Raw genomic sequence first — 23664 nt, 5'->3', positions numbered from 1 at the left:
TTTTAGGCTTTAACTGTTAGTTTTGAATTAGAAATTTTCATGAGTCTTCCTTTTAAGTCAAAGATTCCTAAAATTTGATCATCATCTTTTTTAGCAATAATATTGTTACCTGGAAGTTCTACTTCGTAGCCTTTTGCTTTTAGATAAAAATATAGACTGTACTTATGAGGGAATGTATAGCTTGCTGCAATTTTAGTAAAATGAGAACAAAGTAGAGCTGGAGCAGTTCGCGCTTTACTGTCTGCTTCTTCTGAAGTTATGGTAACATAAACAGTTAATCCTTTAAAAGTTAATGGAACATAACAACTCTCTTTTAACATGGCAGAAGCAATGGTAGAAAAATAAGCACCTGGGTCTGAGTCTAGTTCTTTTTTTGGATTGGTTAAATCGTCTATTTGATAAGCTTCTCCTATTGCTTTCATACCTAGAGCGGTTTGTAAAAACTTTTCAGGAATACCACTTTGTGTATTGCCCCAAGCCCATAACCAGCTCTTTTCATTTTCAGAATATGTTCCTATAACCTGTATGTCAAAAACTTTATCGTTTCCGTAAGTTAACTTCCCCTCTAGCATATCACAACTCCAGCCTAAACCATCTACCATTTCTCCAAAAATTTCTTGTTTTTCTGCTGAAATAAGAAACGATTGATTGTATAATTCTTGGATATCCATTTTAGGAGTTTCCTTGGCTTCTTCTTTGTTTTTAGATTCAGAAGTTGTGGTTTCTGTTGGTGCTTCAGCAAAGTCTTCTAATTTATCTTCTAATAAAGAAGTGATACGTGCAGCTCTGTCTTTTATCTTATCTGCATTGATAACGGGGCTGTGGTTAATTTTTAAAATGCCATCTTCAAAAGTAATAGCGCGTTCTAAATTATGCTCGTTGTTTTCATTTACAATAATCACGTTTTTTAATCCGGTCTGCAAAAGTTCTACACCCATACTGTCTACACAAATGGCTTTGAAAGCTTCTATTAATGGTAAAAAGTATATTTTAGGAAACGTATCGTTATATAAATGAGAAAAACGATCTTCCATTAAAGTGTTCCACGAAATATTTAAGGGAACTGTGTAGCCTGCCGCCGTGTTAATCTCAGTTTCTAATGCTGGAAATAAATCGTTTTGAAATGCTTGAATAATTCTTTTTTCTTTAAGTCCCATAATTTTATTTTTTAATGTTTTAAATGAATTTTTATTTTTTATAATACCTGAAGAAGCTTTTCTTCTAAAATATTAGATAGTTTTTCTGGTAAGGCTTTGCTAACAGCCATAGATATTGTTAAGGTTTTTACTTGAATATTTAACTGTAGCTTGTCTGCTTGTTGCAAAACAATGATATCGATGCCTTGCCACGCGTCTTGCCCTAATGTGTCTTTTGTTATTTGATCTATAGCTCTTTTCAAGGCAGCAAAAATATCTTGAACATTCAATCTGTTATTTAATTGATCTAAAGGAAGGTGGTCTATGTTGAGTTCTTTTATTTGATTTCCGAATAGATTTTTTTCAGTATTTAACCAGCGTTTTAGTTGCAATACAGTAAGCTCTTGATTGGTGGACGATATTGGCCTGCTAATAGAGCCTTTAGATAATTCTACAACCATTTTTTCTGGTTGTTTTATAGTTATGAATGCTATGTTATAGATGTTAAAAAAGGATACTTGTTTATCTTGAGAAAGCATACAAACCGATTTTTGCTGACTGCTATTTTCTTTAATATCTAGAATTATGCCTTCTACATACATTCCATTACTCAATGAAATGGCTATTAATACATCTTCATTTTTTTTTAAAACAGACTGTAAGATTTCCTCTGGCGTTTGGGCAACAAACGCTTTGTAATAACTTGTTTTATTCATGGTATAAATGATATTATGAATGTTCTATTAAGTATTTGTAATCTTCTGGTAATTGATCTATTAGATAAAGAGAGATGCCATCTCGTGGTGTTGTTTTGTAATCGTAGTATGCTAAGGTTTCCATTTCAAGGTTTGGATAGGTCATTTTTACCATATACATACCTACACCTTCAGTTATATTTCTGTTTCCTTCAGCTTTTTTTAGTGGCTCGTATTTTTCAAGAGCAATGTAAAATGAGTTTAGTTGCGTTTGGTTTACCCAGATGTTATTCAGAAAAACTGGAGCATCTGGTTTAGAAAATTTTTTTTGTATAATACGATCAATGTTTTCAGCTTTTTTGGATCCAGAATTATTTGTAACAATCGAGTTTGGATAGTATCTAAATGATTTGTTACTATCATTGTAAGTATTCGGTTTTACTATAAGTTGATAAAATCCTTTCTCTTCTGTTTTTGTTTTAAAGTTTACATGAGCCTCACTAGTCCAGGTATTTGGGTAATCCTCTAAAACGTAACGTATTTTTCTCGAAAAGTGTTCAAAGTCTTTTTGAGATGGTTCTGTTTCTAAACTGATGCTAATAGTTTGGTTAAACACATTCACATCCATATCTAGAACATCATCATCCAATGCCTCGTGTAATTCCTTTTTTATTACAATTTCTTCTTCTTGGTAACGTGTTAGAGATTCAATACTTCTGTCTTGGCTGTATTGAGAGGAGATGTATAATGCTTTGTTTTTAGCATTCCATTCAAAGCTTATTACTATATCTGGGTTTTCTTTAAGCTCTAATTCTACCCAAAATAAATCTGGGTTCATGCTAGCTGCGTTAAAGTTTCTTTTAAAAGTTAGAACCTCATACTTGTCTTTATGATGCATTTTTAAATATGCTACAAGTCCTTTTTTAGCTTCCACTCCAGAAACTTTACAACTCGCAAGCGATAAAAACAATCCGATTAAAATAATATAAAAAATAGATCTATACATATCAAAAACTATTACTAATTAAATTACACGTTAAACTTTTACTTATAAATTGTTTTCCAACAAATTAACTAACACCTTAGTTCGGTTATCAACATCATCTGCATTAAGTATCGGGCTGTGGTCTACAGTTAAAACTCCGTTAGAAAATGAATAAGCATTTTTAGGATTGTGATGATCTTTAGTGTTTGTGATGTGTATTTCTTTTAAGCTTTCAGATAAGGCTTCTTTACCCATATCGTCTGTAGTGATAGACTTAAAGGCTTCTATAAGAGGTAAGAAATATATTTTTGGGTAGGAGTCGTTATAAAGGTGTAAAAAGCGGTCTTCGAATAAAGTACTCCATTCAATATTAAAAGCAACATCGAAGCTTGCAGCTTCAATTATTTGATCTTTTAATTCTGGAAATTGTTCTTCTTGAAAGGTTCTTGTAAATCTGTTTTCTTTTAATCCCATGATCTTTTTATTTAAAGGTTATTTGTTTATATACCTCAAAACTAAGATTTGAATAGGATGATTTTAAAACCGTTTTACATTCGCCATTTTCTGTTTTGTATTTGCGCTTATAGGGTGTCTAAAAGCTGTTTTAAGTAAGATTTTTTTCGTGTAGCGACTGGTATTCTTTCATCGTTTGTTAAGCAAACGGTATTGTTAGCATTAATCGATTTTATGTATTTTATATTTACTAAATGCGATTGATGTACGCGTACAAAGGTGTGTTCGCTTAAAATATTTTCATAATATTTTAAGTTGCGAGCACTCATTATTTTTTTGTCTACAGTATGAAAAATAGTATAAGCACCATCGGATTGGCAACGAACAATATCTTTTGTTTGAAGAAAATATTGTGCATCTGCAGTTTTAATTAATAATGTTTTTTGAAGTTCCTTATCATTAATTTCCGAAACCTTATCTATCGCATTTTTATAAACTTGTTCCTTTTTAAAAGCAATTCTAAATCTATCAATACATTCCGATAATTCTTCAGAATCTATAGGTTTTAATAAATAATCGATAGTATCGAATTTAATGGCTTTTATAGCAAACTCATCATAGGCCGTTGTGAAAATTATTTTGAAAGCAATACTATCTAGAGCTTCTAGTATTTGAAACGCATTGCCGCCAATAAGTTCAATATCCAAAAAAACAAGATCTGGAGTTTGGCTTTTTAAAAATGTTATAGCGTCTGTAACATTATCTATTTTAGCAATAACCTCAATATCTTTTTGGGTGTATTTAATAAGTTTGTCTAACGTATTTAAAGCATTAAACTCGTCTTCTATTATAACTGCTTTTATCATTAAATTTTTAATTTAAAAAATACTTTAGTACCAATAGGGTTGTTGTCATTATCAAATAAATCTTCGATAGTAAAGGTTTTCTCTTCACCCTTTTTTCTCATTTTTAAACGCTCTATAAAAATAGATGTTGCGTGGAGCTCTTCTGTTATTTTTTCTTGCTTTGCTTTTGCAGATCTTCCTATGCCGTTATCTAAAACAACAAATTTCAAGCCTTGTGCTTCTTTTTCTATTTTAAGAATAAGTTTTCCGCCTTCTTTTTTTTCTTTTAAGCCGTATTCTATGGCATTTTCTACAAAAGGCTGCAATAGCATTGGCGGTACTTTTATTATGGCGCTATCTATCGATTCTGTGATTTCTATAGAATATGTAAACGCATTGTTAAAGCGTAATTGTTGTGTTTCTATATAATTAGAAATCATGGCGACCTCTTTATCTAGCGTAATAGATTCTTTTTTAACATAGTCGAAGTTCTGCCTAATTAATTTAGAAAACTTCGCTATATAATTCGATGACTTTATTGGGTTTCCTTCTAAAGTTATATTCTGAATAGCAGCTAGTGTATTGAATATAAAATGAGGATTCATTTGTACACGCAGTAAGCTTTGTTCTAGTTTCGAGGCTTTGTTGGCGGCACGTAATTTGGTGTTATATATATAAAAGGCTGTTGCTATAGATAGGAATATAAACAGCATAACCGTACTTATTAAAAGCCATTGATTTCTGGAGTTAATTTCTTTTTGATGATTAATCTCCGTTTCTTTTTGTTTTACTTCATAGTTGACATTAGCAAAATTTAAAAGTCTGTTTTTTTCTAAACGGCTTACGTTTAATTGTAAACTATCCCGAACTATTTGGTTGTTTAAAGCCTTTACATAATCTCCAGACATAATAGATATAGCGATTAGCTTATCTCTAACCTCTATCTCATCTTTTGTGTTGTTATTAGAAACATATATATCTAGTGCTTTATTATAATTAGCTTGAGCGGAATCGTTTTTAGTCATTAATAAAAACAGATTCCCCAAGCCTTTATATGGCGCGGCATTAATCGCTTTTATATTTTTATTTAAAGAAATGGCTCCTCTTAAAAATTTTTCTGCACTTTGGTATTCGCCAGCTTCAATATAAGTGTATCCTATGTTATTTAAAATACTAACTAATATTTTTGGGTTTCGTTTAGATTGGCTTAAAGACATTGCTTCCGAGTAACTCGCCAAAGCCTTGTTGTATTCTTTTAATTGCAAATAAACACTAGCTGTGTTGTTTTTAATGGAAATAATAGAAAGCGTATCCGTTCCTTTAGAGTATAAACTATCTGTTGCTTTTATGTAGGATAATGCTTTGTCGTAATCTTTTAATCTAAAATGTAAACTAAATAACTGATTATAGGTTTTACCCTCTATGCGTGTATCTCCAATTAATTGGGCTAAATTCAATGCTTTTAATGCATAAACTTGAGATGTTTCTAAATCCCCCATGTGCAGAGATGCACCACTTAATGTAATTAAGCAACGGCCCTCATTGTATATGTCTTTTAGCTCAATAAATAATTTGTAACACTTTAAATGCACATTAAATGCTTCTTGAAATTTATCGTTTAGATAAAGAGTTTCTCCTTTATTAAACAACAACATGGCGCGCTCCAGAGTTGTTAGGTTTTTATTATTTACGAGTAAACTATCTAATTCTAGAAGTGATTGTTGAGGTTGTGTTTGAGCTAAACTACCTAATGTAACTAGTTTTTTTTCTATCTCGGGACGAATAGTATCTTGCCTTGAACAAGTGAAAAATAACATGAAAAAAGAAATGACAAAACTTAATTGCCACAGGCTTTTGTATTTTGAAATCATAAAAGCAAAACTGGGTATTATTTGGATAAGCTAAAATAAGCAATCATCAATGTTTAATAAAGAAATTTAGAGTTATGTTTTATATCACTGCGGAAGTTTAGGTTTTAATGGAAGTTTTTAAATATTTAAGGTTGCCGATGTTAAAATAAATAAATTGTTTTTTGCAGCAAGGTTAAAAGCTTCGAGTCTATGCTCTAAGCCGGTTTGTAATTTTATGTCTTCAGTAATTTGCCAACCAATTTGGGTGGTTAATCTAATATCTGTTTCTGGTTTTTCTGTTTCACTTAAACTTAATAAACCTTCAAGTGCACTTGTCAAATAAGGTTCTCCAATGTCTAGTGTTTCACCCTTTAAAGGAACGTTTGCCGCAAACCTATAACGTTCTCTAAAAATAGTATTAGCATCTAGAATACGTTGTTCGGCTCTAAATCTATGGCCGTATTTTACACCAAGTTTTTGCTGCTTATAACTAAATTGCTCAAAGAAGCGTAATTCATTACTACCACTATCAAAAGGGGCTCTAGTTCTATAATAAACACCTAAACTTAAAGTATGGCGTTTATCTAATTTTAATTTTGAAAAATGATAAAAATCTACTTGTTGTTGGTCGTAATGTAAGTGGCTATCTTGGTATAAAAAATAGCGCGATCTTAGTGTGAAATTAATATCATACACCTTCGAAACTTTTTTGTTTACAGCAATTCTAGTTTCGCCTAAAGTATTGAGGTTTTCCTGAGAAACCATTTCAAAGGTTATAAAAATGAAAAATAGAAAGATTAATTTATACTTCCGCATACCTAAAACAATTCACTTCATGATCGTTTACCATTCCTGTAGCTTGCATGTGAGCATAAACTACGGTAGAACCTACAAATTTAAAACCACGTTTTTTTAAGTCTTTACTTAAAGCATCGCTAATTGCTGTGTTTGGTGGTGCGTTTTTATAATGATCTACACTGTTTTTAATAGGTTTTCCTTTAACAAAAGCCCAGATGTATTTGCTGAAACTTCCAAATTCGTCTTGAATTTTTATAAAGGCTTGTGCATTGGTAACTGTAGCTTTTACTTTTAGTTTATTCCGAATAATGCCAGCATCCAAAAGTAAATCGTTCATTTTATCTTGACTGTATTCTGCAATTTTTTTATAGTCGAAATTATCAAAAGCCTTTTTGAAGTTTTCACGTTTCCGTAAAACTGTAATCCAACTTAAACCGGCCTGAAAAGTTTCTAATATTAAGAATTCAAAAATGGTAGTATCATCATAAACGGGAACTCCCCATTCTTCATCGTGATAAGCTTCATATAAAGCATCGCCTTCGCACCAGCCACATCTGTGTTTTGTCATTGTAATTAAGGTTTTAATTTTGCTATTTCTTCTTCTTTTTGCTTTACTTGTATCTGCAAAATTTTAATTGAGCAAGCAAAATATAGAATTACACATAAAGATGGCAAACTATATAGATAAAAGTTTTTAGAAGTTAGATGTTTTCAATTAACTGAGAGCGTTGAATACAATAAAACACTGCAAAAAGTAAAATGAAAACAATGTGTAAGGGCCTCAAGATTTTTAACCAATTGAAGATAGTGTAAGTTTAGTAAAAAAAACATGACAAAAGTCATCGTAAATCATAGTACAAGATACTAATTTTGTATTAGTTAAAAGAGAATGTTATGAGCAACGCTATTATAAATTCAGGATTAAAAAACAGTATTAGCTACCAAGCATATAGAGATTTGGTTAAGCAATTAGTAGAAAAAAATGCGAATACGGGTCCAGAACAAAATGCGGATTTAGCTGGTTATACTAAGCTTAACGATAAACGTATGAAGCGTTGGGATAAAACTATTAAAATTTCTGAAGATGATAAAAAGCAAATTGAAGCTTTTAGTCAAAAATCGACTTGGTTAGTAATTACCGAAAGTTGGTGTGGTGACGCAGCTCATGTTTTACCTGCTATTAATAAGATAGCAGAATTAAATGACAATATTGATATGAAAGTAGTGCTTCGTGATGAAAATTTGGAGCTTATAGATGCTTTTTTAACAAACGGAGGTCGTGCTATTCCTAAAGTAATTATGATTGATAATGCTACAGGTGAAGTCTTAAATACCTTTGGGCCAAGACCAAGCGAAGCTACTAATTTGGTTAACAGATTTAAGGCCGAAAATGGTAGTTTAACTCCAGAATTTAAAGAAGATTTACAGTATTGGTATAATAAGGATAAGGGGCAAAATATTATAAAAGATGTAACTAAAATACTTTCGGAAGTAAGTCCAGTTGCATCAGTTTAGCTTTTACCGATAAAATTAAAAGTAATACTTCCAATTTGAGATGCCTTGGAACCATCACTACTAAATTTCGATTTTTTAGCGTATTCCAAGGCATGTTTTATTAAACAATCGTTGGATGAGTTTGAAGACGAGTTAACATAAGCTTCCATAACATTTCCGTTAGAATTAACAGAGACGTTTATAACGACCTTACCATCTACTTCACAAAGATAAACGGGAATAGGAATAAATATTTTTTTTCTATTAGATAACGAGTAACTTATTGTGCTTTTAGAATTGTTTCCTTCGTCTTTTTGTTTTTTCAATAAATCATTTACTTTATTAAAAGATGATAATTGCTCTTTATTAAGTTTAGAATCTATTGCTTTATATTTCTTAGTGTAAGAATTGTCAGAGTCATCTGAGTTCTCAGAGCTATTTTGGTTTTGTGGGACATAATCCTCTGGTGGAGCGAGGGTTTTATAAGCTTGAGCAAAATGTTTACTCTTTTGTGTTTCGTTAAATGCCGAATTAGTTTCTGCTTTAGCATTACTAAGCTTTTCTAAGCTTTCCAATATTTTAATTTCTTCAGGGAGTAGTTCTTTTTCAGGCTCTAATTCGTAGTAACTTTCAGAAGCTAAATCATATTGTTGTTTAAGCCCAATATTGAATACGGTAAGCACTACGGTTCCAGCAATTAGAAGCGTGATAAGTAGGGCTTTATGTTGATCTGTTAGGTTCAAATCGATGAATTTAGGAGCTTTTAATTAATAAATATACGTAAAAATGATGAACTTAGACTTTTAGCGATGCGATGAAGCCTTCGATAGAGTCTCCATCATTCACATTAAAATCACCAATTTTTGTTCTGCGTAAAGCAGATAAGTGGGCTCCAGATTGTAATGCTTTTCCAAAATCGTGTGCCAAAGAGCGAATGTAAGTCCCCTTGCTACAAACTATTCTGAAATCAATATTTAAACCATCAATTTTGGTGATTTCAAATTCTGAAACATTTATTTTTCTCGATTTAATTTCAACTGTTTCGCCGGCACGAGCGTATTCGTATAAGCGTTTTCCATCTTTTTTTAATGCTGAAAAGATAGGTGGAAATTGTTCAATATCACCAATGAATTTTGCAGTAGTACCATAAATTAAATCTTCTGTAATATGGCTGGTTTCAAAGGTTTCATTTACTTCAGATTCCAAGTCGTAAGATGGAGTTGTGCCTCCTAAAATAAAAGTACCTGTGTATTCTTTTATTTGTCCTTGAAAGGTGTCAATCTGCTTGGTCATTTTTCCGGTACAAATCACCAATAAGCCAGTAGCTAAAGGATCTAAAGTTCCAGCGTGGCCAACTTTTATTTTTTTAATATTGAAAGCCTGGCGAATTTCCCAACGGAGTTTATTAACCACCTGAAAAGAAGTCCATGTTAGTGGCTTATCGATCAATAGAACTTGACCCGCTTGGTAATCGTCGGCTGTTTTCATCTTAATTTAATAAAGAATAAGTAATGGCAATAATTCCAACAATTAGGCAGTAAATAGCAAAGTAGGATAGTTTGCTTTTCTTTACTAAAGAAATCATCCAAGTACAAGCAAACAAACCTGCAATAAAAGCTGCAACAAAACCAATAGAAAGTGCAGTGAAGTTTCCGCTATCGTAAGCTAAATCACCGCTTATAATATCTTTAGCAATTTTACCAAAAATTAAAGGTACAACCATTAAAAAAGAAAAACGTGCTGCTTTTGTTTTATCGTTTCCAAGTAAAACCGACGTAGAAATAGTAGCTCCAGAACGAGAAATACCTGGTAACATGGCAATGGCTTGAGATATACCAATTATAAAAGCATTTTTAAAGGTTACGTTTTTATTGGTGTCCTTGGCTTTATCTGCTAAGTAAAGTAAAATAGCCGTAACAATTAACATGCAACCTACTAATAGAATATTACCGCCAAAAAGAGATTCTAATTGTTCTTCAAAAAATAAACCAACAATTACGGCTGGTATCATAGAAATTGCAATCTTGGAAATAAATTGCAAATCGTCGTTCCATTTAAATTTAAGCGCGCCTTGTATAAGACTCAAAATATCTTTTCTAAAAACCACAATGGTACTCAAAGCTGTTGCAAAGTGAAGTACTACCGTAAAAAGTAAACTTTGTTCTGCTACTTGAGTATCGCCTAAAATGGCTTTTCCTATTTCTAAATGTCCACTTGACGAAACGGGTAGAAATTCGGTAAGTCCTTGAATAATACCCAGTATAATTGCATCTATTATTTCCATGGCGCAAAAATATTAAAATTGGCGTAGTATCGTCATGATAATCTTATAAAAATTTTATACTTTAAAAGTAGAATCTCTAATTTCGGAAAAACAAGGAAGAATTATTAAATATATATGAAAATTATACTAGCACCAGATAAGTTTAAAAATTCTTTAACAGGTTTAGAGTTTTGCAGTGCTGTTGAAACAGGAATTAAAACTGTAATGCCAGATGTGAGCATCGTTAAACTGCCTTTAGCAGACGGCGGAGATGGAACCATAGAAGTGGTTAATTATTATTTAAAAGGTAAGGTTGTTTCCATTGAGGTAAATAATCCTTTCTTTCAACCGGTAATGGCATCTTATTTATATGCTGAAGATTCTAAAACGGCATTTATTGAAATGGCTGAAGCTTCGGGCTTAAAACTTTTAAAGCGTAAAGAATTCGACTGTAAAAATGCAACAACACTTGGTACTGGCGATATGATTGTGGATGCATTAAATAAGGGAGCTAAAACCATTATTTTAGGTATTGGTGGGAGTGCAACCAACGATTGTGGGATTGGTATGGCAACTGCTTTAGGTTATCGTTTTTTAGATAAAAATGAAAAAGAGGTAAAACCCATTGGAGTTAATTTATCGAAAATTAAATATATTGATGTTACCAATGTACATCCAAATATTAGCGAAGTCAGTTTTAAAGTGGCCTGCGATGTTACCAATCCGTTATACGGTAAAAATGGTGCTGCTCACATTTATGCTGCTCAAAAAGGAGCAAAGGCTAGAGATATTAAAATGTTAAATGAAGGTTTGAAATCGTTTTCAAAAATTATAGACGCCGTTTTTGGCATCGATGCTCAAAAAACTCAAGGTGCAGGAGCCGCTGGAGGTATGGGGATTGCATCAAAAGTATTTTTAAAAGGCACTTTAGAGCGCGGTATTCAGCTTATTAAGGATTTAGCAAATTTCGATGAACAATTGGATCATGCCGATTGGATTATTACAGGAGAAGGTAAGCTCGATACTCAAACCATGTCTGGGAAAACGATACAAGGCGTGCTATCTTCCGCGAAAGCGAAACAGATAAAAGTGGCTGCGTTTTGTGGTGCTATAGATTTGGAAGGAAAGGATGTAAAAGATTTCGGAATAGAATATGCCGATGCCGTTATGAATTATGCTAAAAATTTAAATGATGCTATGAGGAACTCCAAAAGTTATGTTGAAAAAATGGCTAAAACGTTTGCCGAACATTTACAGCAATCAACTTGATGTTTTAAAATACTTCCATCATTTCGACGATAAGAGAAATCATATCATTCAAAATAAGGAATTAATCAAGAAGTTTTACTTCTTATCCGGATTCAATAAAATAGCATAAACCTGAATACCAAACCCAATAAGAATAAGCATTGGTGCCAAACGGATACGTCTCCAGCTAAATATTTCTGGGTTAAAAACAGCAGGATCGTCGCTACCACCACCAGACATTAAAATAAAACCAAGTGCAATAATAGCTAGACCAATAAACATGAATTTATAGTTTTTTTTACCAAATACAAATGTGGCTTTTACTGCGTCTTTTTGTTTTTTATCTCCCATAGTAATTATATCTCCCTTAATTTTTACTAAAAAGCAAAGTAACTGTTTTTATTTCTTAAATTTTGTTAAGTGTATTTACTTTTTTTTAATCTGGTATGCCGTAAGTATCAATAATATAATCTAAATCCTTATCTCCTCTACCACTTAAATTAACTAAAATAGATTGTTTCGGGTTTTTCTTAGCTAGTTTTAAGGCGTATGCAACCGCATGTGAGCTTTCTAAAGCCGGAATAATACCTTCTAAGCGGCTTAATTCAAAAAATGCATCAATACATTCTTTGTCTGTAATAGAATCGTAGGTTACTTTTTCTAAATCTTTTAACATACTGTGTTCTGGTCCAACTCCAGGATAATCTAACCCACTAGCAATAGAGTGTACGGGTGCTGGTTCTCCATTTTCATCTTGTAAAACATAACATTTAAAACCGTGGATAGTACCTGGTTTACCTAAAGTCATTGTTGCTGCGTGTTCGCCCATTTTAAAAGATGTTCCACCAGGTTCAATACCATAAAGTGCACATTCATCATCAAATAAAAATGCAGAAAAAATACCCATAGCATTACTGCCTCCACCAACGCAGGCCACAACGTTATCTGGTAATTCTCCCGTCATTTCAAAAAATTGATCTTTAGCTTCGATACCTACAACACGTTGAAAATCTCTTACCATCATAGGGAATGGGTGTGGCCCAACTACAGAGCCAATACAATATATGGAATTTATAGGGTCTTTTAAATAAGCTTCAAAAGCACTGTCTACAGCTTCTTTTAACGTTTTTAAACCATGAGTAACTGGTATTACGGTGGTGCCTAAAACTTTCATTTTTTGCACATTTGGATATTCTTTAGCTATATCAACTTCGCCCATATGGATTTCGCACTCCAAACCAAAATATGCGGCTGCGGTAGCTAATGCCACACCGTGCTGGCCTGCTCCGGTTTCCGCAATTAGCTTTTTCTTTCCCATATGTTTTGCCAGTAAAGCTTCACCCATACAGTGGTTTAATTTATGCGCGCCTGTATGATTTAAATCTTCTCTTTTTAAATAAATCTGACCGCCATATTTTTCAGATAACCTACTGCAATGATAAACAGGTGTTGGTCTGCCTTGAAAATGTTTCCTTATTTGTCGTAGTTCTGTAATAAATTTATGAGATTTACTTATTGAGAAGTAAGCATCATTAATTTTTTTCATTTCTTCTTCTAAATTAGGCGGAATAAATGCGCCTCCGTATGTTCCGAAAAACCCATCTTTATCAGGGTTGTTTTTGAAATAGTTTTTAGACATTGTTATGATTTTTTATAGTAACTAAATATAAGGCTTGTATTTAATAATACAGCTCGTCTGTTTTTAAATTCAAGAAACGTTGTGTCGCAAAATGTGTGCTTATCCATGTTATTAAAATGCCAAGCGCGAAAATAGCACCAAATAAAATAGCTATTAAAATCGGGTTACTTAGTAATTCTAACTCTGCAAAAGTTTTGTTTAAATAATATAAAACAATAGCCATACCTATTAAGGCGAGTATAGCACCAATAATACCTAAACGAACGCTTTTCCAAATAAACGGACGTCTAATAAACCGTTTCGTTGCTCCAACCATTTGCATGGTTTTTATGGTGAATCGTTTAGAATATACTGCTAAACGGATGGAACTATTTATTAATAACACCGCAATAAGCGTGAAGATACCACTGATCACTAAAACCCAAAAACTAATTTTTTTAACGTTATCGTTCATAAGGTTCACCAAGTCGTTATCATAGGTTACTTCTTCTACAAAGTTTTTATTTATAGCTTCCGCTGAAATTTTTTCTAGATGTTCCGATGTTACAAAGTCTGCTTTTAAGTGTACATCAATCGAATTTTGCAATGGATTGTAACCCACAAAATCCATAAAATCTTCACCGTTTTCAGCTTTCATAAATTCGGCAGCCTGTTCTTTAGATACGTATTCGGTAGATTTTACATAATCGGCCATAGCCAAACTTTTTTCAAGCTGTTTGGTTTCAACATCTTTAGCCGAATCTTTCAAATAAATGGTAAGAACTACTTGTTCTTTAAAATGATCGGAAACTTTTTTGGCGTTCAGTACCAACATACCTAAAAGTCCTAGTAAAAATAATACTAAAGCAATACTTAAAACCACCGAGAAATAAGATGAAATTAGTCTGCGTTTTTGATGTTTTTCAAAAGATGAACTCATAAAAGATGTCGATTAATACTGTAAAAATAATAAAGAATAGTGAATCTTCATTTAAATAAACTGAAACATATTGAAATTGTTGTTATTGGGCTTTAATTTGTACTAAAAATTAAGCTAATTTCTTCGGTGGTTTACTAATAATATAAACGCCAGCTACCACCATAAGGCAACTTAATATTTTTACAAAGTTAATATCTTGTGCATATTCGTCTTTCATTAAAACATAAGCGTAAATAGTTACCATTAAAAAACTAATTACCGGTTGTAAATAAATATAGCTACTGGTAACCGATGGCATAACATGGTTTAATGCAAAAACATTAAGTAAGTAGGCGAAAAAAGTTGTAAAAAGAACCACATATCCAATAACTAAATATGTGTTTGTGCTAAAGGACTCAAAATTAGTATCTATTATAGGTTGATAGGCGAATGGTAAAATAAAAATAAATCCGAATAAAAACATCCAACTAATAATCGTTATGGAATGGTATTTTTTCATTAAAGTTTTAACGATTACTAGATAGAGGCCGTAACTTGAGGCATTTAAAAACACAAGTGAATTACCTAATAAAGAACTTGTTCCCGTAGATTTATTTCCATAGGCGATTAAAAATATAGCGCCTATACCGGCAATTATAATGCCTATAAATTTGTTTTTTGTTAAGCGTTCTTTCAAAATAAAGAAGCTAAAAATAAAAACCATAACAGGAGTAACGGTCATTATTATAGACGCATCTACAGGTGATGTTAAATTAATACCGTGAAAAAAAAACATCATATTAGCAGCGGCTCCAAGTAGACCGCAAAGGCCTAATTGTATAAAATCTTTACGTTCTACTTTTTCTTTTACAAACAAAAATTTTAATGCCCAAAATAGCATCGCGCAGCAAGCCAAACGAATAAAAACAAAAGCGGTTGGACCAATTTTATGTGGCATAATGCCTTTTGCTATAATATAGTTTGCACCGTAAATAAGGTTGGCGCTAAAAAGTGCAAAATGGGCTTTATAAGTATTAGAATTCAATGTGTTCTATTTTAAAGGACAAAAGTAAAAGGATAATGTTGATATAGCATAGTTTTTGGGTGAATTAACTTATAAAAATAAAAGATTTTTAAGTTGATTTATAAAACGTAAATTTGCGCCGAATATGGCGGTTTTAAAAACCACCTTATAGTAATACGAAAACAAGATATAGGATGATATACGATTTCAATAAAATCGAAGAAAAGTGGCAAAAATATTGGGCAGACAACCAAACATTTAAAGCCGAAAACCAAAGCGAAAAACCAAAATATTATGTGCTAGATATGTTCCCTTACCCAAGTGGAGCTGGCTTGCACGTTGGGCATCCGTTAGGTTATATCGCATCCGATATTTATGCACGTTACAAGCGTCATCAAGGTTTTAACGTATTGCATCCACAAGGGTACGATAGTTTTGGTTTACCTGCCGAGCAGTACGCTATCCAAACAGGTCAACATCCTGCGGTTACTACTGCCGATAATATTAAAACATACCGTCGCCAGTTAGATCAAATTGGTTTTTCTTTCGATTGGTCTCGTGAGGTAAGAACATCCGATCCTAGTTATTACAAATGGACACAATGGATTTTTATTCAATTGTTCAACTCTTGGTTTAATAATGATAACGATAAAGCTGAAGATATTTCAACTTTAGTCACTCTTTTTGAAGCAGAAGGAAACGCTACAGTAAATGCGGTTTGCGATGATAATATCGAACCATTTACAGCAGCAGAATGGAAGGCGTATACATCTAAAGAACAACAAGAAATTTTATTACAATATAGATTAACATATTTAGCTGAAACAGAAGTAAACTGGTGTCCTGGATTAGGAACGGTTTTAGCGAACGACGAAATAGTTAATGGTGTTTCCGAGCGTGGCGGACATTCTGTAGTGCGAAAAAAGATGACACAATGGAGCATGCGAATTTCTGCTTACGCGGAACGTTTGCTTCAAGGTTTAGATAAAATTGATTGGACAGATTCTTTAAAGGAAAGCCAGCGTAACTGGATTGGAAAATCTGTTGGAGCTTCGGTAACTTTTAATGTGAAGGATAGCGATGCCATTATTGATGTCTTTACAACAAGACCCGATACTATTTTTGGTGTAAGCTTCATGACGCTTGCTCCAGAACACGATTTAGTTTCTAAAATCACAACTGCTGAACAAAAAGCAGATGTAGATGCTTATATTTTAGCAACCGCAAAACGTAGCGAACGCGATAGAATGGCCGATGTAAAAACCATTTCTGGTGCATTTACTGGTGCTTATGCCGAGCATCCTTTTTCTAAAGAACCAATTCCAATTTGGATTGGCGATTACGTTTTGGCAGGTTATGGTACAGGAGCTGTAATGTCGGTGCCATGTGGCGATCAACGTGATTATGCTTTTGCAAAACATTTTAATATCCCGATTATAAATATTTTTGAAGGTGCCGATATTTCGGAAGAAGCCTTTACAGATAAAGATAAAACTATTATTGCTAATAGTGATTTCCTAAACGGCATGAACTACAAGAAAGCCACTAAACGTGCTATTTTCGAATTAGAAAAAATTGGGCATGGCGAAGGGAAAACCAATTACCGTTTGCGCGATGCTGTATTTAGCCGCCAACGTTATTGGGGAGAGCCTTTCCCGGTGTATTATGTAGATGGCATGCCGCAAATGATTGATGCTGCACATTTACCAATTAAATTACCAGAAGTAGAAAAATATTTACCAACCGAAACTGGCGAGCCACCATTAGGTAATGCGACCGTTTGGGCTTGGGATATCACTAAAAACGAAGTTGTTTCTAACGATTTAATCGATAATGAAACCATCCATCCGCTAGAATTAAACACCATGCCAGGTTGGGCAGGTAGTTCTTGGTATTTTAACCGTTACATGGATTCTGCAAATACTGAAGAATTCGCAAGTAAAGAAGCGTTGAATTACTGGAAAGATGTCGATTTATACATTGGCGGAAGCGAGCATGCTACCGGACATTTACTATATTCTCGTTTTTGGCAAAAATTCTTGTTTGATAAAGGTGTTGTACCTGTTGATGAGTTTGCTAAAAAACTGATTAACCAAGGTATGATTTTGGGGACTAGTGCTTTTGTGTACAAAATCAATTTAGAATTTAAATTGATATACAAATTAAAACCTTTACCAGAAAAAATATTACTTAATTATGCTCAGCCTTTTGGTAAAGAAATGGAGCAAAAGGGAAGTGTTGATAGTAAATACTTGGTTTCAAAATCTATTTATGAAAATTATAAGGATGTTAATCCAAGTATAGATACTTTAACTTATGTATTTGGTTTTGATAAGGTGAGTTGGACAAATCGTGTGCTGAAAGAAATTTTACAGAATGTAGAGGATAAAAAAGTTTTAGATTTTTATGATGTAGAATTAGAGCTAACAAATTTTTCTTTGAAGCCAATTCACTCAGATGTTTCTTTTGTAAATGCCTCAGACGAGTTAGATATTGAAGAGTTTAAAAATTGGAGAGAAGAATATAATAATATTGTTTTCATAGGTGAAAATGGTAAAATGATTGAAGGAGATAATGATATTTTTAAAGTAGGTAGAGAAGTCGAAAAAATGTCCAAATCTAAATACAACGTGGTCAATCCAGACCAAATTGTATCAGATTACGGAGCAGACAGTCTTCGTTTATACGAAATGTTTCTTGGGCCACTTGAGCAATACAAACCTTGGAATACGGCCGGAATTACAGGTGTGCACAACTTCCTTAAAAAACTTTGGAAATTGTATGTGGATGATAACGGATTGAAAGTTTCAGACCAAGCAGCAACAAAAGATGCTTTAAAAACACTTCATAAAACTATTAAAAAGGTTCAAGAAGACATCGAGAATTTTTCATTCAACACATCGGTTTCAACGTTTATGATTGCTGTAAACGAGTTAACAACTCAAAAATGTACGTCTAAAGATATTTTAGAACCATTATTGGTTTTATTGTCACCTTACGCGCCACATATTGCAGAAGAGTTATGGAACCAATTAGGGAATAGCGAATCTATTTCAACTGCAGAATTTCCAGAATTCGATGCAAGTCACTTGGTAGAAAGTAGTAAAAACTATCCAATTTCTTTCAACGGAAAAATGCGTTTCACTTTAGAGTTACCCATGGATATGAGTAAAGAAGATATCGAGAAAACGGTATTAGCTCACGAGAAAACAAAAGAACAATTAGGAGATCGCACACCTAAAAAAGTAATAGTTGTGCCAGGTAAAATTGTAAATATAGTAGGTTAAGCCTATTTAGTTAAAAATAAGCATGTAAGCCATCTCGTTTATAATAATGAGATGGCTTATTTTAATTTAGTCCTAAAAAAATAAAAAGTATCCATTTAAGTTTTAAGTTATGTTCGAAATTCAACCCATAGAAATTGTAGGTTTAGTAGCTGCCACCTTAACTACGGCATCTTTTATTCCGCAGGTATACAAAGCATGGAAAACAAAAGAGGTAGAAGGCATATCCTTAACCATGTTTACGGCCATGTTTATAGGTGTTTTATTGTGGTTAATTTATGGATACAGCCTAAAAAGTTTGTCTATGGTAATAGCAAATACAGTTACATCGGTATTATGTTTTGCTGTTTTAGTACTTAAAATTAAGTATAGAAAAAAGTAATTTATAGAATTTTATTGCGGTGAAAAACGCTTCCCATTTCAAAAAGCGTAAATATTGATTTAATAAAAAATTCACTATTTTTTAGATGAATTAAATATTTTTAAAGTGATTTTTTATTAAATCGACACAAATTATAGATTAATCAGTGTTATTGCGTATTAGTTAAAAATAATACAACAAAATCGTTATTTTGATTATAATATTAAAAATTTTGTATTAATTTTACTTCGATTTAAAACTATAAAAAGCTTAATACATGAAAATTGGAGTTCCTATTGAGATAAAAAACAGCGAAAACCGCGTAGGTATGATACCTTCTGGAGTTTTCGAATTAACCAAAAGAAACCACGAAGTTTACGTGCAAACCAACGCAGGTTTCAATAGTGGTTTTCTCGATGAAGAATATATAGAGGCAGGTGCAACTATTTTAGATAGCATAGAAGCTGTTTACGATATTGCAGACATGATAGTAAAGGTAAAAGAACCTATCGAGCCAGAATACGATTTAATTAAGGAAAACCAAGTCGTGTTTACTTATTTTCATTTTGCATCTAGCGAGCCATTAACTATGGCCATGATTAAAAGTAAATCTATTTGTATCGCTTACGAAACCGTAGAAGATAACGATGGATCTTTACCACTTTTAATCCCAATGTCTGAGGTTGCAGGTCGTATGTCTGTACAACAAGGCGCAAAATACTTAGAGAAACCCATTAAAGGTCGTGGTATTTTATTAGGTGGTATTCCAGGAGTGCCACCAGCAAAAGTACTTATTCTAGGTGCAGGAATTGTTGGGTATCAAGCAGCAAAAATGGCATCGGGTTTAGGCGCACAAGTAACCATTATGGATGTTAACATGAAAGCCTTACGTTATGTAAGTGATTCTATGCCAAACAACGTAGTAAGTGAGTTTTCTAGTGAATATAACATACGTAAACACATTTCTGATACCGATTTAATTATTGGTGGTGTATTATTAAAAGGTGCAAAAGCTCCAAAATTAATAACACGCGATATGCTAAAAGAAATGCGCCCAGGTACCGTAATGGTAGATGTAGCTGTAGATCAAGGCGGATGTTTCGAAACCACACATCCAACCACGCACCAAGATCCAACATACATTATAGACGAGGTTGTACATTACACCGTGGCCAATATGCCAGGTGCTGTACCATATACATCTACAATGGGTTTAACCAACGTAACCTTACCGTATGTTATTAAATTAGCAAACGAAGGTTGGGAGCAAGCTTGCGAAAATAGCGTGCCACTAGGTAAAGGTTTAAACATTGTAAAAGGAAAAATAGTGTATAAAGAAATAGCCGAAGCTTTTGATATGGAGCTAGAAACAGCATAGTTTCAGGTAAACACTTTTTAAATACATAAAATCTGATTTTGGATAACACATCCAGAATCAGATTTTTTTTTTTGGTTTGAAAAATAAGAGTTTGGGCGTTACCCGAAAAGGGTCGGGCTTTCACTACTCGCTCCTCCTAAGGTCGGGAGCTCAAACAGGCCGTTCTATCCCTAACGCGAGTTTTGGTTGTGGTTAGGTTTTAACGATAAAACCAAGTCCTTTAGGTTAAGTTATCCGATTTTTGTTTTATAATTTCTAGTATTTGGTTTCTATCATTTTCGGAAAGAACCTCAAGAAAAACTCTGTGACTAGTAGTTTCTCTAGAAGCACTGTTAACGATATCCAAGTAATACCCTTTGTTTGCGAATTTGTTTTTCTGGTAAACATTACAAATGTCTCTAAAATTAAACTCATAGGTTCCTAAATTGTTTAAGGCTATTCTAATTAGAATAAATATTCTAAACACTCCAAAATTTACAGTAGGGTATTTGGGCAAAATAATTTTAGCAGCTTGTACTTCTGCTATTTTCCCAAAGTTTAGTTTACTCAATAGCATTTTAAATAAAACCGAGGCAATTATCGTCGATAATATTAATTTAACACCACCACCAAATTGCGATTTAAATAAAAACAGAACAAGAAGTACTGCCAGTAAAATCGAAAAAATTGTAGTAATACCTCCTTTAACGTAATATGCTTTTCCGTTTTTTAAAATATGAGGTATTTCAAAAGAGTTCATAAACGCTATATTCTCTTTTGTAAATATTTCGTTTTTGTTTCCTTGTTTTTTCTTTGTTTTTGTTATAGTTTTTTCTTCTTCATCTACTAACGAAATATTTCTTTTTAATAATTCGGCTTCAAGAATTGGTACCACTTCTTTTCTTAAAGATTTTATGTCTTTAGTAGCTATTTCAATTAGTTTTTCATCATCGAAATTTTCGTAATTTCTTTTTATATCTTCTAAGTTCATGTAATAAAAAGGTTTCTTATTATAGGTAGGTTTTTGGGGTAGTCTGTAAATTATTTAAATAGTGTGTTTATTTAGCTAAAGCTTTCAGCATACCTTTAAAAATAAACCCATGAAAAGGTAATACAGCATACCAATATAATCTGCCCGCTAAACCAAGAGGCCTAAATGTTGCGGTTTGTGTTAGTTTATCATTTACAACTTTAAATTCTAACCAAGCTTCGCCAGGTAGTTTCATTTCAGCAAATAAAAGTAAACGACCTTCTGTTTTATCCGCATACAATACACGCCAAAAATCGATGGAATCTCCCACGTTTATAGTAGATGGATTTGTTCGTCCACGTCTTAATCCAACACCACCAAATAACTTATCCATATAGCCTCTAATTTTCCAAAGCCAAGTGCCATAATACCATCCGGTAGTTCCGCCAATAGCCCATATTTTATCTATGGTCTCTTCACGATTTTTAATAGGTTTCGTTCTGCTATCTTTAAAACAACCAAAAGACGGGACTTGTATAAATTCGGATATATTAAAGTTTAGTCCGCTACTTGAATAAGCATCTTTCCAACTCGAAAGAATTTCGTTATTTTCAATTTTAGTGAAAGCGCGTTTTAGAGATTCGTTATAACTTAAAGGTGTTATGCCTAAAATATTATTTATACGGTTATCACGGCAAACTACTTCTATTTTCATACTGTTTACAAGAGACGCAGCAAGTTTGTATGAGGTTGAGGTTACAAAATAAAGCCAGTACGAAGACAATTTAGGCGTCATTACAGGAACGGTAATAATTTTACGTTTTAAATTCCGTGCTTTACCAAAGTTTAAAAGCATCTCCTTATATGTTAATACATCGGGGCCGCCAATATCAAAATTCTGATTAAAGGTTTCTGGGGTAAACATAGACCTAGAAAGAAAAGCCAAAACATCGGAAATACCAATAGGTTGGCATTTGGTGTTTAACCACTTTGGAGTAATCATAATAGGGAGCTTTTCAACTAAATCCCTAATAATTTCAAAAGAAGCACTTCCGGAGCCAATAATAATTCCTGCTCGCAATGCTGTAAAATTGTAATCGCCTTTAGCAAGTTCTATTTCTACATTTTTTCTAGAGGATAAATGTTTAGAAAGTTCGGTTTCATTAACAATACCGCTTAAATAAACTACATGATTTACATTGGTGTTTTTTAGGGCGCTCCTAAAGTTTTGGGCCGAGATTTCTTCTAAAGATTTATAATCTCCGTCGGAAGACATGGAGTGTACCAAATAATAAGCACCATCGATATCTTTTGGAATATGTTCTAAAGATGCTTGATCTAAAAGATCCAATTGAAGTACAGTTATACTTTTTGATAAGGATTCTGGCGGATTGAATCTTTTGGGATCTCTAACACAGCAAATAACTTCATGTCCAGCTTCAACAAGAACGGGAATGAGTCGTTTACCAATATATCCTGTTGAGCCTGTTAGTAGTATTTTCATTTTAAAGAATCAGAATTTCACGATGTTAAACGAAGTTAATCATTTTTTTATAAAGCGTTATTCATTTAAAAATTAACTGACAAACTAGCATAAATTACAATTGGCTTTATTTTTGATATATTTACATTAGAATTTTAAAACGAAAACAAAATGATTGGATATTATATATTACTAGGCGCTATAGCCCTTATAAGCTGGATAGCGAGCAGTACCTTAAAAAAGAAATTTGCCAAATACTCGAAAATACAACTGAGAAATGGCATGAGTGGAGCAGAAATTGCTACAAAAATGTTAGCTGATAATGGTATTACCGATGTTGAGGTTATTTCTACACCTGGGCAATTAACCGACCACTATAACCCAACAAATAAAACAGTAAACTTAAGTGAGTCTGTTTATAATCAACGAAATGCAGCAGCTGCGGCTGTGGCAGCACACGAGTGTGGGCATGCCGTTCAACATGCGCAAGCATATCAATGGTTAGGAATAAGATCTAAATTAGTGCCTATTGTTAGTGTAACTTCAAATATGTCGCAATGGGTTGTTATTGGTGGATTAATGTTAGGTGCAGCAGCAGGTTTAGGTTTTGGCTACTGGGTAGCTATTGCTGGATTAGTGATGATGGGGTTTGCAACTTTATTTAGTTTTGTAACTTTACCGGTAGAATACGATGCTAGTAACCGTGCTTTGGCTTGGTTAAAAAATAAAAACATGTTATCTCAAGAAGAATACGCAGGATCGGAAGATGCCTTAAAATGGGCTGCTAGAACATATTTAGTTGCAGCAATTGGTTCTTTAGCATCTTTAGTATATTGGGCTTTTCAAGTATTTGGTGGCTCTAGAAATTAATACCTATAAAT

At 33.0% G+C, this 23664-nt stretch carries 23 protein-coding genes; 6 read left to right on the top strand and 17 right to left on the bottom strand.

The genetic code is table 11. The annotated features are described in order from the left end of the window. Window positions 1–2: 2 nt before the first annotated feature. The 8 genes from M4I23_RS00835 to M4I23_RS00800 form a co-directional block, all read right to left on the bottom strand. Entirely contained in the window at window positions 3–1157 is a 1155-nt protein-coding gene (locus M4I23_RS00835; RefSeq protein WP_249753119.1) for a DUF6882 domain-containing protein, read from the bottom strand. A 38-nt stretch (window positions 1158–1195) separates the two neighbouring features. Beyond that, the gene (locus tag M4I23_RS00830; protein ID WP_249753118.1) at window positions 1196–1852 is read right to left on the bottom strand and encodes a hypothetical protein; all 657 of its coding nucleotides are present in this window, start codon (window positions 1850–1852) and stop codon (window positions 1196–1198) included. 13 nt (window positions 1853–1865) lie between these two features. Beyond that, window positions 1866–2837, bottom strand: coding sequence for a hypothetical protein (locus tag M4I23_RS00825; RefSeq protein ID WP_249753117.1), 972 nt, complete (start codon window positions 2835–2837; stop codon window positions 1866–1868). A 42-nt stretch (window positions 2838–2879) separates the two neighbouring features. After that, window positions 2880–3290, bottom strand: a complete 411-nt coding sequence (locus tag M4I23_RS00820) for a hypothetical protein (RefSeq protein ID WP_249753116.1) — start codon at window positions 3288–3290, stop codon at window positions 2880–2882. A 107-nt stretch (window positions 3291–3397) separates the two neighbouring features. Continuing rightward, entirely contained in the window at window positions 3398–4135 is a 738-nt protein-coding gene (locus tag M4I23_RS00815) for a LytTR family DNA-binding domain-containing protein (RefSeq protein ID WP_158845934.1), read from the bottom strand. Further along, window positions 4135–5985, bottom strand: a complete 1851-nt coding sequence (locus M4I23_RS00810; RefSeq protein WP_249753115.1) for a tetratricopeptide repeat protein — start codon at window positions 5983–5985, stop codon at window positions 4135–4137. The genes M4I23_RS00815 and M4I23_RS00810 overlap by 1 nt, the downstream gene beginning before the upstream one ends. Window positions 5986–6102: 117 nt before the next feature. After that, window positions 6103–6729: a DUF2490 domain-containing protein gene (locus tag M4I23_RS00805; RefSeq protein WP_158845930.1), complete on the bottom strand. Its 627-nt coding sequence runs from the start codon at window positions 6727–6729 to the stop codon at window positions 6103–6105. A gap of 37 nt (window positions 6730–6766) precedes the next feature. Then, window positions 6767–7330 (bottom strand): DNA-3-methyladenine glycosylase I, encoded by a 564-nt coding sequence (locus M4I23_RS00800; RefSeq protein WP_249753114.1) that lies wholly within the window; start codon window positions 7328–7330, stop codon window positions 6767–6769. Between the two features lie 326 nt (window positions 7331–7656). On the opposite strand from M4I23_RS00800, the gene M4I23_RS00795 reads away from it, so the two are divergent. Beyond that, on the top strand, window positions 7657–8277 hold the full coding sequence (locus tag M4I23_RS00795; protein ID WP_249753113.1) for a thioredoxin family protein: 621 nt from the start codon (window positions 7657–7659) through the stop codon (window positions 8275–8277). On the opposite strand, the gene M4I23_RS00790 is transcribed toward M4I23_RS00795, so the two are convergent. The 3 genes from M4I23_RS00790 to M4I23_RS00780 are packed head-to-tail and all read right to left on the bottom strand — an operon-like array spanning window position 8274 to window position 10540. Then, window positions 8274–8999 carry an energy transducer TonB gene (locus M4I23_RS00790; RefSeq protein ID WP_249753112.1) on the bottom strand — a complete coding sequence of 242 codons (726 nt, stop codon included), beginning with the start codon at window positions 8997–8999 and terminating at the stop codon, window positions 8274–8276. The two genes, M4I23_RS00795 and M4I23_RS00790, sit on opposite strands and share 4 nt — an antisense overlap. Before the next feature lie 52 nt (window positions 9000–9051). Then, window positions 9052–9744: a tRNA pseudouridine(55) synthase TruB gene (gene truB / locus M4I23_RS00785; protein ID WP_249753111.1), complete on the bottom strand. Its 693-nt coding sequence runs from the start codon at window positions 9742–9744 to the stop codon at window positions 9052–9054. A 1-nt stretch (window position 9745) separates the two neighbouring features. Continuing rightward, window positions 9746–10540: an undecaprenyl-diphosphate phosphatase gene (locus M4I23_RS00780; protein WP_249753110.1), complete on the bottom strand. Its 795-nt coding sequence runs from the start codon at window positions 10538–10540 to the stop codon at window positions 9746–9748. 114 nt (window positions 10541–10654) lie between these two features. Here M4I23_RS00780 and M4I23_RS00775 point away from each other — a divergent pair, with 114 nt between their 5' ends. Beyond that, window positions 10655–11788, top strand: a complete 1134-nt coding sequence (locus M4I23_RS00775) for a glycerate kinase (protein WP_249753109.1) — start codon at window positions 10655–10657, stop codon at window positions 11786–11788. A gap of 75 nt (window positions 11789–11863) precedes the next feature. On the opposite strand, the gene M4I23_RS00770 is transcribed toward M4I23_RS00775, so the two are convergent. The 4 genes from M4I23_RS00770 to M4I23_RS00755 form a co-directional block, all read right to left on the bottom strand. Next, entirely contained in the window at window positions 11864–12118 is a 255-nt protein-coding gene (locus M4I23_RS00770; RefSeq protein WP_158845915.1) for a DUF3098 domain-containing protein, read from the bottom strand. A gap of 85 nt (window positions 12119–12203) precedes the next feature. After that, on the bottom strand, window positions 12204–13406 hold the full coding sequence (gene trpB, locus M4I23_RS00765) for a tryptophan synthase subunit beta (protein WP_158845912.1): 1203 nt from the start codon (window positions 13404–13406) through the stop codon (window positions 12204–12206). 40 nt (window positions 13407–13446) lie between these two features. Beyond that, complete coding sequence (locus M4I23_RS00760; protein ID WP_158845909.1) at window positions 13447–14325, bottom strand: ABC transporter permease; 879 nt, start codon at window positions 14323–14325, stop codon at window positions 13447–13449. A 109-nt stretch (window positions 14326–14434) separates the two neighbouring features. Beyond that, entirely contained in the window at window positions 14435–15349 is a 915-nt protein-coding gene (locus M4I23_RS00755; RefSeq protein WP_158845906.1) for a DMT family transporter, read from the bottom strand. A gap of 173 nt (window positions 15350–15522) precedes the next feature. Between M4I23_RS00755 and M4I23_RS00750 the strand changes: the two genes are divergently transcribed. The 3 genes from M4I23_RS00750 to ald all read left to right on the top strand — a co-directional run bounded on the left by M4I23_RS00750 (window position 15523) and on the right by ald (window position 20351). Beyond that, window positions 15523–18615: a leucine--tRNA ligase gene (locus M4I23_RS00750; protein ID WP_249753108.1), complete on the top strand. Its 3093-nt coding sequence runs from the start codon at window positions 15523–15525 to the stop codon at window positions 18613–18615. 109 nt (window positions 18616–18724) lie between these two features. Next, entirely contained in the window at window positions 18725–18994 is a 270-nt protein-coding gene (locus M4I23_RS00745; RefSeq protein ID WP_158845900.1) for a SemiSWEET family sugar transporter, read from the top strand. Between the two features lie 256 nt (window positions 18995–19250). Continuing rightward, complete coding sequence (gene ald / locus M4I23_RS00740; RefSeq protein ID WP_249753107.1) at window positions 19251–20351, top strand: alanine dehydrogenase; 1101 nt, start codon at window positions 19251–19253, stop codon at window positions 20349–20351. A gap of 220 nt (window positions 20352–20571) precedes the next feature. On the opposite strand, the gene M4I23_RS00735 is transcribed toward ald, so the two are convergent. After that, window positions 20572–21321, bottom strand: a complete 750-nt coding sequence (locus M4I23_RS00735; protein WP_249753106.1) for a hypothetical protein — start codon at window positions 21319–21321, stop codon at window positions 20572–20574. Window positions 21322–21388: 67 nt separating this feature from the next. Continuing rightward, window positions 21389–22804, bottom strand: a complete 1416-nt coding sequence (locus M4I23_RS00730) for an SDR family oxidoreductase (RefSeq protein ID WP_249753105.1) — start codon at window positions 22802–22804, stop codon at window positions 21389–21391. 150 nt (window positions 22805–22954) lie between these two features. On the opposite strand from M4I23_RS00730, the gene M4I23_RS00725 reads away from it, so the two are divergent. Beyond that, window positions 22955–23653: a zinc metallopeptidase gene (locus M4I23_RS00725; RefSeq protein ID WP_249753104.1), complete on the top strand. Its 699-nt coding sequence runs from the start codon at window positions 22955–22957 to the stop codon at window positions 23651–23653. Window positions 23654–23664 lie beyond the last annotated feature (11 nt).

Source organism: Algibacter sp. L4_22, from assembly GCF_023473045.1.
Lineage (GTDB): Bacteria > Bacteroidota > Bacteroidia > Flavobacteriales > Flavobacteriaceae > Algibacter.
Note: the sequence above shows the minus strand (reverse complement) of the source record. Positions and strands in the feature narration are given on the sequence as shown.